At 44.1% G+C, this 16,336-nt stretch carries 11 protein-coding genes; 6 read left to right on the forward strand and 5 right to left on the reverse strand.

What is annotated here, in order from left to right; all coding sequences use genetic code 11:
- Positions 1–104 precede the first annotated feature (104 nt).
- Positions 105–536: a type II toxin-antitoxin system RatA family toxin gene (locus AWH61_RS06140; protein ID WP_014949308.1), complete on the forward strand. Its 432-nt coding sequence runs from the start codon at positions 105–107 to the stop codon at positions 534–536.
- Positions 533–880 (forward strand): RnfH family protein, encoded by a 348-nt coding sequence (locus AWH61_RS06145; protein WP_075176495.1) that lies wholly within the window; start codon positions 533–535, stop codon positions 878–880. Before AWH61_RS06140 ends, AWH61_RS06145 begins: the two co-directional genes overlap by 4 nt.
- A 92-nt stretch (positions 881–972) precedes the next feature.
- Here AWH61_RS06145 and AWH61_RS06150 read toward each other — a convergent pair whose 3' ends face one another.
- Positions 973–1,449 carry a MarR family winged helix-turn-helix transcriptional regulator gene (locus AWH61_RS06150; protein ID WP_012518305.1) on the reverse strand — a complete coding sequence of 159 codons (477 nt, stop codon included), beginning with the start codon at positions 1,447–1,449 and terminating at the stop codon, positions 973–975.
- Between the two features lie 30 nt (positions 1,450–1,479).
- Positions 1,480–3,450, reverse strand: a complete 1,971-nt coding sequence (locus AWH61_RS06155; RefSeq protein WP_039229500.1) for a BCCT family transporter — start codon at positions 3,448–3,450, stop codon at positions 1,480–1,482.
- Positions 3,451–3,771: 321 nt separating this feature from the next.
- Here AWH61_RS06155 and AWH61_RS06160 point away from each other — a divergent pair, with 321 nt between their 5' ends.
- Complete coding sequence (locus tag AWH61_RS06160; RefSeq protein WP_075176496.1) at positions 3,772–6,483, forward strand: TonB-dependent receptor; 2,712 nt, start codon at positions 3,772–3,774, stop codon at positions 6,481–6,483.
- Positions 6,484–6,651: 168 nt separating this feature from the next.
- Complete coding sequence (locus AWH61_RS06165) at positions 6,652–8,613, forward strand: tetratricopeptide repeat-containing sulfotransferase family protein (protein ID WP_075176497.1); 1,962 nt, start codon at positions 6,652–6,654, stop codon at positions 8,611–8,613.
- Positions 8,614–8,809: 196 nt separating this feature from the next.
- Here the strand turns inward: AWH61_RS06165 and AWH61_RS06170 are convergent, their stop codons facing one another.
- Positions 8,810–9,274, reverse strand: coding sequence for a metal-independent carbonic anhydrase family protein (locus AWH61_RS06170; RefSeq protein WP_075176498.1), 465 nt, complete (start codon positions 9,272–9,274; stop codon positions 8,810–8,812).
- Between the two features lie 287 nt (positions 9,275–9,561).
- Positions 9,562–11,595: a glycoside hydrolase family 97 protein gene (locus AWH61_RS06175; protein WP_075176499.1), complete on the reverse strand. Its 2,034-nt coding sequence runs from the start codon at positions 11,593–11,595 to the stop codon at positions 9,562–9,564.
- A gap of 237 nt (positions 11,596–11,832) precedes the next feature.
- Here AWH61_RS06175 and AWH61_RS06180 point away from each other — a divergent pair, with 237 nt between their 5' ends.
- Positions 11,833–12,744, forward strand: coding sequence for a hypothetical protein (locus tag AWH61_RS06180; protein WP_075176500.1), 912 nt, complete (start codon positions 11,833–11,835; stop codon positions 12,742–12,744).
- A 78-nt stretch (positions 12,745–12,822) separates the two neighbouring features.
- Here AWH61_RS06180 and ppsR read toward each other — a convergent pair whose 3' ends face one another.
- Positions 12,823–13,635, reverse strand: coding sequence for a posphoenolpyruvate synthetase regulatory kinase/phosphorylase PpsR (gene ppsR / locus AWH61_RS06185; protein WP_014949315.1), 813 nt, complete (start codon positions 13,633–13,635; stop codon positions 12,823–12,825).
- Positions 13,636–13,907: 272 nt separating this feature from the next.
- Between ppsR and ppsA the strand changes: the two genes are divergently transcribed.
- Entirely contained in the window at positions 13,908–16,280 is a 2,373-nt protein-coding gene (gene ppsA, locus AWH61_RS06190; RefSeq protein WP_014949316.1) for a phosphoenolpyruvate synthase, read from the forward strand.
- Positions 16,281–16,336 lie beyond the last annotated feature (56 nt).

The following is a 16,336-nucleotide window of genomic DNA, read 5'->3' on the forward strand; positions in this document are numbered from 1 at the left end:
GTCATTGTTATCTTATATTGGGGCATTTGGTTCAAAACCGAATACGAGCGAACCAAATTTTCTGTGATACAATGCCGCTAAGAGTTTTAATTGTAGTGGGATCAATGCCAAGTATTCATAGAAGCGCACTTGTAGCTCATAGTGCAGAAGCCATGTTTAACTTAGTCAACGATGTAGCTTCCTACCCTGAGTTTTTGCCAGGCTGTACCGATAGCAAAATCCTCGACACGTCAGCGCAAAGCATGAAAGCGTCATTGTTAGTTGCAAAAGCAGGTATTAAGCAATGGTTTACAACGCACAATGTTTTAGAGCCAGGTAAAAGTATTCAAATGCAGCTGGTCGACGGTCCGTTTCGCTCGCTTACCGGTGGCTGGACATTTTCAGCGTTATCAGAAGAAGCCTGTAAAATTGAATTAAACCTAGAGTTTGAATTCAGTAATAAGCTAGCTGAAATGGCTTTTGGTAAAGTGTTTAACAGTTTAGCCAGCAGTATGGTTGCAGCGTTTACAGACCGAGCGCGGAGCGTTTACGCATGAGTAAGAAGCTCATCAATATTGAGGTTGCCTACGCGTTACCCACCAAGCAAACTATCATTGATGTTGCTATTCATGAAAATGCGACGGTGGAAGAAGGGATAAACGCGTCTAACGTGCTTGAGCAGTTTCCCGAGATTGATTTGAAAGCAACGAAAGTGGGTATTTGGAGCCGCGTGGTTAAGCTTCGCGACACGCTTACCGATGGCGACCGTATTGAAATTTACCGCCCGCTTATTGCTGACCCTAAAGAAATCCGCAAGCGCCGTGCTGAGAAAGCGAAAGAGGAAGGGCGCGCTGACAAAGTCACAGGTGGAAAGGTAAATCCACTTAAGGCGAAGTCATAGCAGTCAGCTGAGCGCTTCTACACCAGCGCCAAAGATAGATACAAAAATGGCCTTCAAGTGAAGGCCATTTTTTGTAAAGAAGACAAAGGCTATTAGCTTTTTTCTGAAATACTGCCTAACTCCAGAAAAGGGGAGGCATCAATATCTTCAGCATCCATCATGCTAGCAATTCGCTGAACGGTAGCGACCATTTGGCTTTGCTCCCACTCTTTAAGCTGTGAAAAACGCTCGACAAAGTGTTCTTGAAGAGGGCGAGGTGCGTCAACCACTGCCTCTTTACCGCGTTCGGTTAAGAATACGCCCACTTTTCGTTTATCTTGCGTACTTCTTATGCGCGTAGCTAAGTCTCGTGATTCTAGTCTATCTAGAATATTCGTGATGGTTGCAGGGCTTAAGTTAATATTCTCTGCAATTTCGCGCACCATTATACCCGGGCGCTCTTCAATATTTTGCATCACCAATAACTGTGGGCCTGTTAAACCCACGTGTTTACTTAGCTGCTTGCTGCGTAGGTCTACAGCGCGTATTACGCGCCGTAGTGCCACTAATAGTTCTTCTTCTTTTCGCATGTTACTTCCAACAAATGCGTAACCCAGCGGTTACTTAAGCAAATGAATAAAATGTTGGTGCTTATGATAGTGATCGATGACGTCATTAATGACTGAAATCTTCGACCAGCCCATAATATCATAGTTCTGACCACCTTCACTAAGGTGCACTTCGGCGCGATAGTACGTGGCCTTTTTGTTTTCGTCCAGTGCTGGTGTGTCACTTGGACCAAATTCAGGCTGTTCTGTCGATACAGGATGCACAGCATAAATGAATTCAGGGTCATTGCCCATATCAACGGTTAATACAAGTGCTTCGTCGGTATCTTCAATTTTTATTTCAAATTGCTGCGCTTTAAACTCCTCGCTTACTTCTGTTAGCGCAGGCTTCACCACTTTGTTGATGTAACGACGAACGGCAGTTTCATCTGGAAAGGTCACAATATTTTCAAGGCGCTCTTTCCAGTTTTTGTCAGAGTCATTATGCTGCGGTGTACCCGTTAGTACTTGTAAACTTTCACGTTTGTACGCCTCGATACGAAGGGCTTTCAATAGTCCCGAGATGGCGATAAGCAGCACAATAGCAAATGGCAGTGCGGCAGCAATCGTCATAGTTTGCAGCGCGCCAAGCCCACCAGCGTAAAGCAGCACTGAACTCACCACACCAACGCCAACAGCCCAGTATACTCGTTGCCACAACGGCGTATTGTTTTCACCGTGTGAACACAGCATATCGACAACCATGGCACCCGAATCACATGAGGTTACAAAGAATACAATGACCATCAATACTGCGATAAGGCTTAGTACTGAAGCGAAAGGGAACTGCTCTAAAAATACAAACAGCGCCACTGAGGTATCTTCATTTACCATTTGTGCAAGTACGTCTTTACCTTGTACTAACACCTGATCAATAGCGGCGTTGCCGAATACGGTCATCCAAAATAGTGTAAATGCTGATGGAATAAGCAGTACGCCCATTACAAATTCACGGATGGTTCTACCGTATGAGATACGCGCGATAAACAGGCCAACAAACGGTGCCCATGCTAACCACCAACCCCAGTAGAAGATGGTCCAGCCACCAATCCAGTCTGTTTTTTCATAGGCGAACAGGTTAAATGTGTTGCGCACTAAATCAGACAGATAAGCCCCAGTGTTTTGCATGAACGCTTGCAGTAAAAATACGGTTGGGCCTAAAACAAGAACAATTAAAAGTAGCAGTAAAGCTAAAACCATATTGGTTTCTGACAGACGGCGTATGCCTTTTTCCAGACCAGTAGTTACAGAAATTACGGCTAAGCCAACAACGCCTGCCATTATAGCTATTTGAACACCAGTATTTGACGGTAGACCAAATAAATAGTTAAACCCCGCATTTACTTGCGAAGCGCCAAAGCCTAGCGACGTCGATACACCAAACACCGTTGATGTAACCGCGAATATATCAACCACGTGCCCAGGCCAGCCATAAATCCGGTCACCAATTAATGGATACAAAGCAGAACGCAGTGTAAGAGGTAAGTTTTGACGGTACGCAAAATAGCCCAAAATCAGCGCCACTACCGCATAAATTGCCCAAGCATGAACACCCCAATGGAAAAATGTGGTTTTCATTGCTTCGCGAACAGCATCAATACTTTCAGCCTGTGCAGTGGGGGGCGCTAAAAAGTGCATTAAGGGCTCGGCAACGCCAAAGAACATAAGCCCAATTCCCATTCCTGCTGCAAACAACATACTAAGCCAAGTCCCAAAGCTAAATTCGGGGCTTGCGTGATCTGGGCCTAACTTAATTTCGCCGTAGCGTGACATGCCGAGGAAAACAACAAACACCACAATTACTGCGACAGTAAATACATAAAACCAACTACCGTTGGTCACAATTGCGCTCTGAAGCTTTTGGAAAAGCGCGTCTGCTGTTTCAGGAGTACCAGCAGCGAAGATAAGTAAACATAGGATTAAAGCTGACGATGTAATAAACACCGGCTTGTTGAGTGGAGATTTATTTTCGTTCTCAATCACGCAGTAAATTCCTTTCACCTTTTATAAATTTCGGTTTATACGCAGAAATATACCGCATGGAGCATTTTTTATAAACATCAGATGAAATTATTTGATTTGTATGTATTTGGTCAGTGAGTCAAAGTGCATTCTTTTTTTTGCAGTTGTTTTTACGATAAAAATTAGACTTTCTGCTAGGTTTTAGGTGTTTTTGGTTAATTATTAATCGTTAGAGTAGAAATAATTAATAGATTGTGTATCGTAATATATGATCTTTTTGATATGTGTTTTAAGTAAACACTGTCCGAAGAATAAAAAAACAATTGAAGGAAACACACACAAATGCGAAAAACTCAGCTTAGCTGTGCAATCATCGCTGCACTGGCATCCACCTCTCTGGCTGCGCAAGAAACTAAAGCGCCCGCTAAACTTGAAACCATAGAAGTTACCGCCACGAAAAGAAGTGAATCAATCCAAGATGTCCCTGTCGCAGTCTCTGCGTTGGATGGAAAAGCATTAGAAAACCTCGGTATTGATAACTTCCAAGACTACGTAGAGTTTTTACCGAATGTGGTATTCCAAGGTACAGGTCCAGGGCAGAACGAAATATACATTCGTGGTGCGGCGACCACGCAATCAAGCATTACCCTGTCATCTGTTCAAGCACTTCAGCCCTCAGTGGCTTTCTATCTTGATGAAATGCCTGTTTCTATGGCTGGCCGAAACTTAGATATTTTTGCTACCGACGTTGAGCGTGTAGAGGTTCTACCTGGGCCGCAAGGTACGTTATTTGGTGCGAGTTCTCAGGCAGGTACAGTTCGCCTAATCACAAACAAGCCAGATCATTCTGGTTTTGCTGCAGGCTTCGATACCAGTATCTCTACCACAAAGGGCGGAGATATGAGTAACACGGTGGAGGCATATTTCAACGTTACTCCAACTGACAACCTTGCGCTGCGTGTGGCTGCCTACAATGAAAGTCAGGGCGGTTGGATTGACAACATTGAAAATGAGCCAGGAAATGGTGGTTACATTGGAAGTGCAGTAGTTATTGATCGTATTTCTGGAAATGCATTGCAGAAACAGGGCATCGATCCGGCTGCGATGGATGCACGTCGTGAAATCAATGGTTTTACCCGCAGTGAAGCCGCCGTTGTGTCGCCAAGAAACAGCGAACATGTTGAAGATAACTTTAATGACGCGGTCTACTCAGGGGCGCGATTCGGGTTGTCTTACATTATCAACGAAGATTGGGATGTTCTGGTTCAACACACTCAACAAACACTTGATACTGAAGGTGTGTTTGCCTACGACCCCACAGTGGAAGGCGAAAGCTCGGCAATTCGCTTTCAAAGCGATGAAAACTCCGACGAATTTGGCTTAACCACATGGACCCTAAATGGTCGTTTGGAAAAACTAGATGTGGTGTATACCGGTGGTTACCTAGATCGTGAAATAGACACGCTTACCGATTACACAGGCTACACCAACGGCGGCTTATTTTCCGCGTACTATGTGTGTACGCACTATGAAACGCCAGATAATCCAGATGACGCGCGCTGCCTCGATCCGAGTAAATACTACAAAGAAGACACTACTAGCACTCGCTTAACCCACGAACTACGTTTCAGCACAACGATGGATACACCATGGCAGCTGACGGCGGGTGTGTTTTATGACGAACAGGAAGTAGGCTCAGTAGGCCAGTTTAAAATCGCAAGCCCTGAAATCTTTGAGAACCTTGCAAGTTCATGGAATGCGCTGGCGGGTGACCGTGGAATTAACAGTGATGGTGGCCCTTTCTCTCCTGAAATTAGCTTTGTAAACGATGTTACGCATACTATCGAGCAGATCGCAGTATTTGGTCAGCTAGGCTATGAAATTACTGATACGCTTACCGCTACCATTGGTGCACGCTGGTATCAAATTGACGATATTTATCGCGGCGCTACATCAACACGCGACGTAACAAGCCGATTAGAAGCCTATGGTCAAGGCGTGCTAGATCCCGCCGTTTATGATGGTTTGGGTCTTGACGGCCAAGGTGTTGTCGATGCTATCCAAGATGGTTCATTGGAAATTGGCTTACTAGACGGTGACGGAGTACTCACGGTTGACGATACCATCTTCAAATTTGGCCTCGACTGGAAAGTAAATGAAAACGTATTGCTTTTCGCGAACTATTCAGAAGGCTTCCGTCCACCAGTAACAAACAGACTAGGCGGTGACGCAGCGGCAAATGACACTGGGGCGTTTGCGGATTTCCGTGTTCCGGTTTACTCAACAACAGATACGCTGGATAACTACGAAATTGGCCTGAAAGGTGACTTCTTAGACGGTATTTTGCGTGTTAATGCCACTGGTTACTATTCAGAAATCAGTGACTTGCAAACGTCGCGTTTCGATCCTGCGAATATTAGTTTCTTAGTCTTTACCGATAATGTTGGTGATGCAGAAGTTAAAGGGATTGATGCAGACATTACGTGGTTAGCAACAGATAACCTAGTCATTAACGCAGCATTTAGCGTACTGGATACTGAACTGGTTAGTATTAACCCTGAACTAGAAGGTATTGCGGCTGGCGTAGGCAGTGAGCTTCCGTACTCTGCTGATTTCTCAGGCAACATTAGCGCACGTTATTTCTTTGAGTTAGACGGCGGTAAAGAAGGGTATGTTAATGCATCACTTACCTACACCGGCGACCGTCTTGCTGGCATGGTGATGAACGCCTATGCCATGGAAGATGCAACTCGATTGATTTATGGCACGGGCTCGGGTCTGAAAATTAAAGATGAGGGTGACGAGTTTAAAGGTGCAACGTACCCAGGTGCAGATGGTGAAACAATTCGCGGTGGCCGCTACATTCAGGAAAGTTACGTGATTGGTAATGTATCTGTGGGGATGACGTATCAAAACTGGAAAGTTGAAGCATTCGTTGACAACGTTTTCGACAAATCAGCAATCTTGAACATTGATACACAGCAGTATACGCCTAAGGTTGTGACTAATCGCCCTCGTACTATAGGTCTTCGCTTCTCTTACGATTACTATTAATAGTCGTTTGTCGTAAACGAAGAAGTAGATTGTACACAGTGCATTAAACGGCAGGCCTAGGCCTGCCGTTTTCATTACTTATCTTAGAAAAATTCGGTAGTATTAAATACATACCCTTTTGGCTTTCGCCAATTATCACCTGCGCTACCAAGAATTATAACGAAGGCTATGACAACAGAAGATTTTCAACATCAAGTTCGCGCTATTAAGCAAGCGCTTCAACGCGGTCAGTTATCAACTGCGAAATCGTATATTCAAGATTTATTGCCCTTGTCGCTAAATGATCAGCAAGAAGCAGAAGTACTTTATTTGGCCGCTGTCACTTACAGGCTCTCAAACCAACATAGCGATGCTTTTAAGGCTATCGACACTCTTCTATCTCTTCGCCCAGATTACGGCAGGGGATACCAAGAGCTTGCTTACTGTCATGAAGCTGTGGGAGACCAGCAAAACGCAGCAAGTGCGTTCTTTAAAGCAACGCATTTTAACCCCGCTCTTATAAGCAGTTGGAAAAAGCTGCTCTTAATCTATCAAAATCATCGCGACGCTACCGCTAAACAAATGGCATCAAATCAGATTGCGCATTTGCAGTCTCTTCCTCCGCCAATTCTGGGTGCCTACGACCTTATGTACGAAAAGCAGTTCGCTGCGGCAGAGCAAGTGTGCCGCCAATTTTTGGCTAAACAGAAGCATCACCCTGAAGCTATGATGTTGTTGGCTGAGATTGGTATGCAGTTGAAGGTGTACAGTGATGCAGAATTTTTGTTGGAAAGTTGTGTGGAATTATACCCGGACAACGAGCGAGCGGCGCTAGCGTATCAAAACGTGCTTTCAAAGTTGGGTAAGTTTCCAGAGGCCGTAAACGTTGCGCGACAAAGACTCTCAAAAAGCCCAGACAGTTTTGTTATTAAAACCAGTCTTGCCCATGCGCTTGTTGGTGTAGGGCAATTAGATGAAGCGATAGATATTTACCATGGCGTACTAGAACAAACGCCAGATAGACCTAAAGTTTGGGTGTCGTTGGGTCATGCACTAAAAGCCAAAGGCGATACTGCCGATGCGGTTAACGCTTACGAAAAAGCGGTAGGTTTTGCCCGCGACTATGGTGATGCCTATTGGAGCTTGGCGAATACGAAGACGTATAAGTTTAGTGACAAGATGCTTAAGCAAATGACTGAGCAAGCCAGCAATGATGCAATTAACTTAGACGATAAAATTCATATTTGTTTTGCGCTCGGAAAAGGGTTTGAAGATAATGCTCAGTATGACAAGGCCTTTGCGTATTACCAGCAAGGTAATGCGCTTAAACGCAGTACGCTTCAATTCGATATTGGGAAAACCGAGCAAGCATTAGATGCTCAGCAACAGGCTTTTAGTCAAGACGATTTCAAAAAAACACAGGGTTGCCAAGCGCCAGATCCTATTTTTATTGTCGGCCTTCCACGTGCTGGCTCTACACTGCTTGAGCAAATCCTAGCGTCGCACTCTAATGTCGACGGAACTATGGAGCTGCATGACATTCTGGGTATAGCGTCTTCGCTCAGCCACCAATCTACGCCATATCCGTTCAATGTTTCAGCATTGAGTGAAGAAACACTGGCGAAACTTGGTGAGCAATATATTCAGCAGACCCGTGCATATCGCCAAGGCGCACCGTTATTTATTGACAAAATGCCCAACAATTTCATTCATATTGGGCTTATTAAGAAGATACTGCCTAACGCTAAAATTATTGACGCGCGAAGGGATCCAATGGATTGCTGTTTTAGTGGGTACAAACAACTATTTGGTGAAGGGCAGGAGTTTAGCTACTCGCTAAGTGATATTGGCCGATATTACAATGCGTATGAAAAGTTGATGTCACATTGGCATACGGTGATGCCCGGCGACATTTTAACGGTGCAGCACGAAGATGTGCTCGACGATTTAGAAGGGCAGGTTAAGCGTATTCTGGCGTTCTGCGGTTTAGAGTTTGAAGAGGCATGCTTAGCGTTTCATAAAACCAAGCGGATAATCAAAACTCCAAGCTCAGAGCAGGTCCGTCAGCCTATTTACAAAACGGGGATGGGGCAGTGGAAGCCATTTGAATCTAACTTGGAAGCGCTGAAGGACGCGCTTAAGACGCAGTAGAAGCGCCTTGCGTTAAATAGCCGTACCTAGCGTGACTCGACTGAACTTGGGCTTTATCCTAAGCCAAACTTTTGAAACTAGACGGTTACTTATTTACAGCATCTTTAGAATAAAACGAGGCACGACTTTTACCGTGCCTCGTGTTTTTTGACACTTAAAGGCGTCAAGCCTGTGCCATTAGAGCCATTCCTAACGCTTATGGCTGATAAGGTAACGAAGACTGGTGAAGGATAATTCTAATTTTACCGTCGTCGCATTGCTTGAAGACAAAGCTCTTGTTCACAAAAATATGGCTGTCGTCTGCACCAATAAAATGTACGTTGCATTGAACAATGGCTAACTCGCCGTTCAATATGAAATCTTCCTTGCTATACCAAACCTTTACCCAAGGCTTAAGCTTGAACCCATTGTCGTTGGGGTAGTCGCTATTGCCACCTACGAAGTAGGAAAGCGCCCCTTCTTTTGTTGGGCGAAATGTTTGAGCTCCATACGTTAAGGTAGGTTTAAACAGCACCTTCCCATTATCGTAATCGTAGTTGTCAGATAAAACCTTTGATGCGAACGCCTTCGCATCGCCACCTTCTGCGTGTACTTTTCCCACCGCAACAACATTGTCGCACCAAGTCTGAAGGGCTGTATGTACCATCTCTTCTGTAAACATGACGCTAACTCCTTTAATTAATAGTTATGTTATACTGTATCAATTGCGTTTTAACAATATCGCTAAATCAATGAAATGTAACTGATTATCCGTGATAGATAATTGCTATCAGCGAAAGGTCACGGAGCATGCGATGATGCTAGCCACTAAAGGTACATCTATTGTAAAAGTTTGACGTGAAAAAATCGGTTAGAGTCCCCTTTGACGGGGTAAAAGTCAGAATGGAAAGTGACGTTAATGAAAGGTATAAAAAAAGGCCGCACATAATGATGTGCAGCCACAATAAATTACATTTTACTTAATCTAGCGGTATAGCCACCGCCAGGCGCTAGAGAAATGTTCAACTTTGTCTCGTTTGTCACTTCCAGCGTTTTTGTCCGATAGTCTTCAGCCCAATGCTTTGCATTAGGGCCATCTTCAAAGATAACCATCTTCCATTTTCCTTCCTCAAGAAATGATAGATCAAGTGGAAGAGTTCGCGCGTTTTCATCAGTCATAGCACCGACATGCCAAGTAGACTGATGTTTTCTTGCAACCATAACGAAGTCGCCTATGCTACCTTCAAGTGGAATTGTTTCGTCCCACACTGTTGGTACTTTCGCTATGAATGAAGCGCACTCGCTATTTTTTCTATACTGACTGGGCGTATCAGCCATCATTTGTAGTGGGCTCTCAAACACAGTAAACATGGCCATTTGATGAACGCGGGTTGTCTGACTCATAGGTCGCATAAAGCGAATTGTAAAATCCTGATGATTACTGTCTTTACCACTGTAATTTATATTTTCAAAAGCGGCTGGGCCTATCGCATTTGACATCACGCCTGGTGTGTAATCCATAGGGCCTGCTACTTGACGTATGAAAGGTAGGGTCGTGTTGTGCTCAGGTGTACTGTCGTAGCTCCATTTGTTCCATTCAAGGCCTTTTACGCCTTCTCTGGAAATGACATTAGGGTAGGTACGTCTTAGTCCTGCGGGCTTGTATGAGCCATGAAAATCTACCAAAAGTTCTCTTTCGGCCGCTTCCTTAGCAATCTTCCAATAAAACTGAACCATCTCTTGGTCGTCTCTCTGAAAAAAGTCGGGCTTGATACCTACTGCGCCTAGCTGTTGAAACCGGTCCATTGCTTCATCAAATTGATCTCGAAGCGTCAACCAAGACGCCCATAAGATAATGCCTACACCTTTTTCTTTCCCATAACGAATGAGCTCTGGTACGTCAAAGTCTGCTACAGTTCCCATTAAATCACCTAATGGATACCATCCTTCATCGAGGATTACGTATTCAAGGCCATATTCAGCTGCAAAGTCGATGTAATGTTTATAAGTAGCAGTGTTCAGACCTGCTTCAAAGTCAACGCCGTGCAAGTTATTCGCGTTAAACCAGTCCCACGCCACTTTGCCAGGTTTTATCCAGCTGGTATCCGCGAGTTTTGATGGTATTGCCAATTGATACGTTAATTGGTTGGTAAGCAAATCTTTGTCTTGTTTTGCGATGGCTAACACCCGCCAAGGATATGTACGCTTACCGCTACTCTTTGCTATATATTTGGCACGATGGGTTATAGGTTCATTTCGATCTTGCCAAGGGGCTTCTCCGACTGCTTTTTGTGTAGGATAGTGTGCGAAGGTTCCTTTAAGTCCTTTTTCACTACCTATTAACCATAAGCCCGCATAATTTTCCAATGCAGTTTCGGTGATTAACAGCTTACCTGCTTCAGTATCAATTAGCGTTGGCGTACTTGCTAAGTCAGTTGCTTTGATGTCGCTTACTTTTTCCTTTAGGTAGCTTCGTTCATTGTGTGAGTAAAAGCCTTCTTCTTTAGGAAAGTACGTGGTGGAAGGGGCTGGAAAATTAAACTCTGCGAGTTCGTCAATAACAACAATGTCTTGGTTGATGTCTGTCTCGAATCGATAAGCGATGCCGTTGTTGAATGCACGAAATGTTACCGTGTAATTATTTGAAAAAGAAAGGGAGAGTTGGTTATAGCTGTCGAGTATTTTTTGAGACTTTACGCGAACTTCAGGCTCTAAAACTTCATTTACTTGGTGTGACTTTTTGTCAGTTAGCCTTATGCCATCACTCAACGACGGTAAGCTTTCTAATTGCAAATCAATGTTAGAAGGAAGCAGTATACTCTTTCCGTCTAACGCAATCTGATAGCTAACCCCTTGGTTAACTTCTATTTCAACAGCAATATTCTTATCGGGCGAAGCGAGTGTAAATGTATGCTCTTCTCCAAAACAAGGGGACGCAATGAACAGCGCTAGAGTTACTAGTCCTGTCCTGATTCTCTTGTTTGCATCAAAATAACCTTCCATAAAACTTCCTCTATATTGAATAAATCACTATTTATTAACGCCATGTTAACACCTGCGGGTAAAACGTTTACATATATGCGAAAATATTCTTAATCGATTAAGTTTTGGTTGGTTTGATTATAGAAGGCGTGAACAATTTGTGCTGTATAGCTGAGAAATTAGGAGCTTCCGCTAACTATTATAAGAACTGCTTTTAACCTATACTTCATATCAAATAGACGCATTGCCATAATAATAATGAGACCTCTATTAGCCACCGTTTTATTCTTCCTAGCGCTTTTTGTATTTCATGCAAATGCCGCGATTAAAGATATTCAGCCTCTTTGCCAGGATAGTGTCGACGAATGTTTATCGAAAATCAGAGCGCAGCAATCTCTATTAGATAAGAACACACCACCATGGTGGGACCTTCAAGTAAGAAGGTTTGATATCTTATTTAACTTTCAACGTTATGATGAGCTTTATGCCCTTCTAAGACCATGGCTTGAGGCTACAAATTTGAAAGGAATGCCAGAGTACAAGCCACTAGTTTCTCTGTTTTTCGGCAAGTGGTTACGTGCCAGCGGCCGAGAGCAGGAAGCAAGAATAGCGTTAACTAAATCTTTGACGGGCTTGAGAGCACAATATGAAAAGATGCCGTCCCCTCAATTAGGTATAAGGGTTTTAAATCTTCTTACTGTGCTCGGTAAAACGAAAGAAGCGCAGGACTTTGCTGAGCAACTGGAAGGTGAAAACTATAATGCGCCTGTCTTTTACCATGAGATCTTTGCTGAGCTTGGGCACGCCGCGCTAAAAGAAGGCGATAACGCAAAACATATTGAATATCGAATTAAATCGTTGAATTGGGCGTTGAAACTACCCGATTATCAACAGCAAGCTATCGCCTATAGCAATTATGCTGTAGCGCTTCGCAACAATAGGAATTATCAGGAGGCAGAGCAGGCTTTCCTGAATGGTTTAGCATGTGCGGAGCAAGCGAAGGATATCGCTCAAATTAACAGTATTAAGTTACGGATAGCGGAAAACGCTACGCTTGGCAACGACCCTGAAAAAGCAAGACGTTGGCTCAAGCAAATATCTGTTGAGGGGCTTCCATCTTTACAGCTATCGCGCTACCGAAAATTGGTAAAAGATAACGCACCGCATTAATCGTTAGGTTCATTTCGATTAGCTGCAAGCAAAATGCACATTGCGGCACGCTTTTTTGTTTACCAATTGTTAGATTCACTAATACTTACGGCGCTTCAGTCCAGTCTCGGCTAAAATCTTTGCCGAAATTTCTTCTATAGAATATTTAGTGCTGTTCAAAAACGGAATTTTTTCCTTTCTATACAGGTTCTCAACTTCACGAAGCTCCATCCTACATTGTGGTAGCGATGCGTATTTACTGTTTGCACGTCGCTCTGAACGTATCTGATGTAGTCTATCGGCTTCAATCGTTAGTCCGAAGAGTTTGTTTTTAAATCGTCTTAGGGCAGGAGGCAGTTTCAGCATGTCTCCCATGTCTTCTTCTGTAAAAGGGTAGTTCGCTGCTTTTATTCCGTATTGAAGGGCTAAGTAAAGACTTGTTGGCGTTTTACCCGAGCGTGAAACACCAGTAAGAATGATGTCTGCTTCATCGTAATCTTTTAGATTAGAGCCATCGTCATTAGCCAGTGCGTAGTTTACGGCCTCAATTCTAATATCGTAGGTGGTTTCGTGGATACTGTGTGTACGATGTTTTTCTGGTTTTGAAGGAACACCCAATACTTTTTCCAGTGGCGCTACGAATTGATCGAGAAAATTATAGTTAATGCCCACAGATTTCGAGATTATTTTGCGAATATCTACATTCACAATTGTATAAAAAACGAGCGGTCTTTCTCCGGTGTCTTGAAAACTTTCAGAAATTTGCTGTAAAACTTTGTGAGCTTGTTCCTCAGTTTCAACGAAAGGAATGGTGTTGTGATTGAAAGAAACGGGAAACAGGGAAAGCAGGGCGTGGCCGAAGACCTCTGCAGTGATGGCTGTACCATCTGAAATATAAAAAGCTGTGCGCACAACATATCCTTAACATTGGTGTAATTTTATTACAAAAGTAATAAAGGGTTTACATTCTGAATTTCCCCATTCTAAGATGATTTCGTCGAAAAGCTACACGGTTCTTGTGAATGGTGGCAAATATCAATAGGTTTGCTGTCAAACGTAATGGACAGCGTTAACAGTGGTTTTCACCACATATCGACTACAATTTGATGAGTTTCAGGTGACAAAAAGCACAAACCTGAAATTAACCTCATACCCTACACATAAAAAAGCTGGAGGCTTGGGCTGTGCAAGAATACGTACTTTGGTATCAAGAACTGGGCATGCATGATGTGGGTCGCGTAGGCGGCAAAAATGCATCATTAGGCGAGATGATTTCAAACCTGGCGAACGCCGGTGTGCAGGTGCCGGGAGGTTTTGCTACCACCGCCGAGGCATTTAATGAGTTTCTAGAGCAAAGTGGCCTAGAAGCGCGCATTCACGAAGTCTTAGACTCGTTAGACGTAGATGACGTAAACGCACTGACCGAAGCGGGTAAGAATATCCGCCAGTGGATCATCGACACACCTTTCCAAGGAAAGCTAGAAGAAGAAATCAAAACTGCGTTTGTCACATTACAGGGTGATGCAGGTGAAGAAGCGTCATTTGCAGTGCGTTCATCAGCCACGGCTGAAGATATGCCTGATGCGTCTTTCGCAGGTCAACAAGAGACTTTCCTAAACGTTAAAGGCTATGAAGCCGTGCTTGTGGCAATTAAGCACGTGTTCGCATCGCTATTTAACGACCGCGCTATTTCATATCGCGTTCACCAAGGGTACGACCACAAAGGCGTGGCGCTATCTGCAGGCATTCAACGCATGGTGCGTAGTGATATCGCATCATCAGGCGTTATGTTTACTATCGATACAGAGTCTGGCTTTGAAGACGTTGTATTTATAACCAGCTCATTTGGTTTAGGTGAAATGGTGGTGCAGGGTGCGGTTAACCCTGATGAGTTTTATGTCCACAAACCAACACTTGATAAAGGCCTGCCTGCTATCGTTCGTCGTAACCTTGGTAGTAAGCTTACTAAAATGGTGTACTCAGATGATGAAGCACACGGTAAGCAAGTGTCTATTGTCGATATTGATGCAGCTGACAGCAAAACCTTCTCGTTGACTGATGACGAAGTAATGGAGCTTGCTAAACAGGCGCAGATCATTGAAAACCACTACAAGCGTCCTATGGACATCGAGTGGGCAAAAGATGGCGCAGACGGCAAACTTTACATTGTTCAGGCTCGCCCTGAAACAGTACGCAGCCGTGAAGACTCACAGAGCATCGAGCGATTCCAGTTGAAAGGTCAAAGCAACATTGTTTGTGAAGGCCGTGCAATTGGTCACAAAATCGGTGCTGGTGTAGCGAAAGTGCTTGATTCAATTGAAGAGATGGACAAAATTCAGGCGGGTGATGTTCTGGTAACTGATATGACAGACCCTGACTGGGAACCTATCATGAAGAAGGCTTCTGCTATTGTTACCAACCGCGGTGGCCGTACTTGTCACGCGGCAATCATCGCGCGTGAGTTGGGCATTCCAGCAGTGGTTGGTTGTGGTAACGCGACTGACAGTATCAAGAACGGCGACAAAATTACTGTGTCTTGTGCTGAAGGTGACACTGGTTTTATCTACGGTGACGAACTAGAGTTCGACGTAGTGACCTCACGCATTGACGCAATGCCTGACCTACCGCTGAAAGTCATGATGAACGTGGGTAACCCCGATCGCGCATTTGATTTTGCTCGCTTGCCAAACGCAGGTGTTGGTCTTGCGCGTCTTGAGTTTATTATCAACCGCATGATTGGTGTGCACCCTAAAGCATTACTTAATTTCGACAGCCAGCCTGAAGAGTTGAAAGAAGAAATTAGCGATATGATTGCAGGCTACGAATCGCCTACGGAATACTACATCGAGAAATTGGTGGAAGGTATTTCAACCATTGGCGCTGCATTCTCGCCAGAGAAAGTTATTGTTCGTATGTCAGATTTCAAATCGAACGAATACTTCAACTTAGTGGGCGGTTATCAATACGAGCCAGACGAAGAAAACCCAATGTTGGGTTTCCGTGGTGCAAGCCGCTACATCTCTGAAGATTTCCGCGATTGTTTTGCCCTTGAATGTGAAGCCATAAAGCGCGTTCGCAACAAAATGGGCTTGACCAATGTTGAGATCATGATCCCGTTTGTTCGTACATTAGAAGAAGGTCGTCAAGTTATCGAGCTTCTTGAAGAGCAGGGACTTAAGAAAGGTGAAAATGGCCTTCGCGTTATCATGATGTGTGAACTGCCATCAAACGCTTTGCTTGCTGATAAGTTCCTAGACATTTTCGACGGTTTCTCTATTGGGTCTAACGACTTAACGCAGTTAACCCTAGGTCTAGATCGCGACAGTGGTCTCATCGCGCACTTGTTTGATGAACGTGATGAAGCGGTCAAAGCATTGTTGTCAATGGCAATTCAGGCAGCGAAGAAGCGTGGAAAATACGTAGGCATTTGTGGTCAAGGTCCATCAGATCACGAAGACTTCGCCGCGTGGCTGGTACAAGAAGGGATTGATTCGGTATCACTTAATCCTGATACCGTGGTTGAAACTTGGCTTTACCTTGCTGAAAAGCACGGTTAATCACGCAGCTCGGATGTGAAGGCTAGAAAGCTTAAGGGCTATTTAGTTTTCCATCT

This window comes from Alteromonas sp. W12, from assembly GCF_001924945.1.
In the GTDB taxonomy this organism is placed as follows: Bacteria; Pseudomonadota; Gammaproteobacteria; order Enterobacterales; family Alteromonadaceae; genus Alteromonas; species Alteromonas macleodii.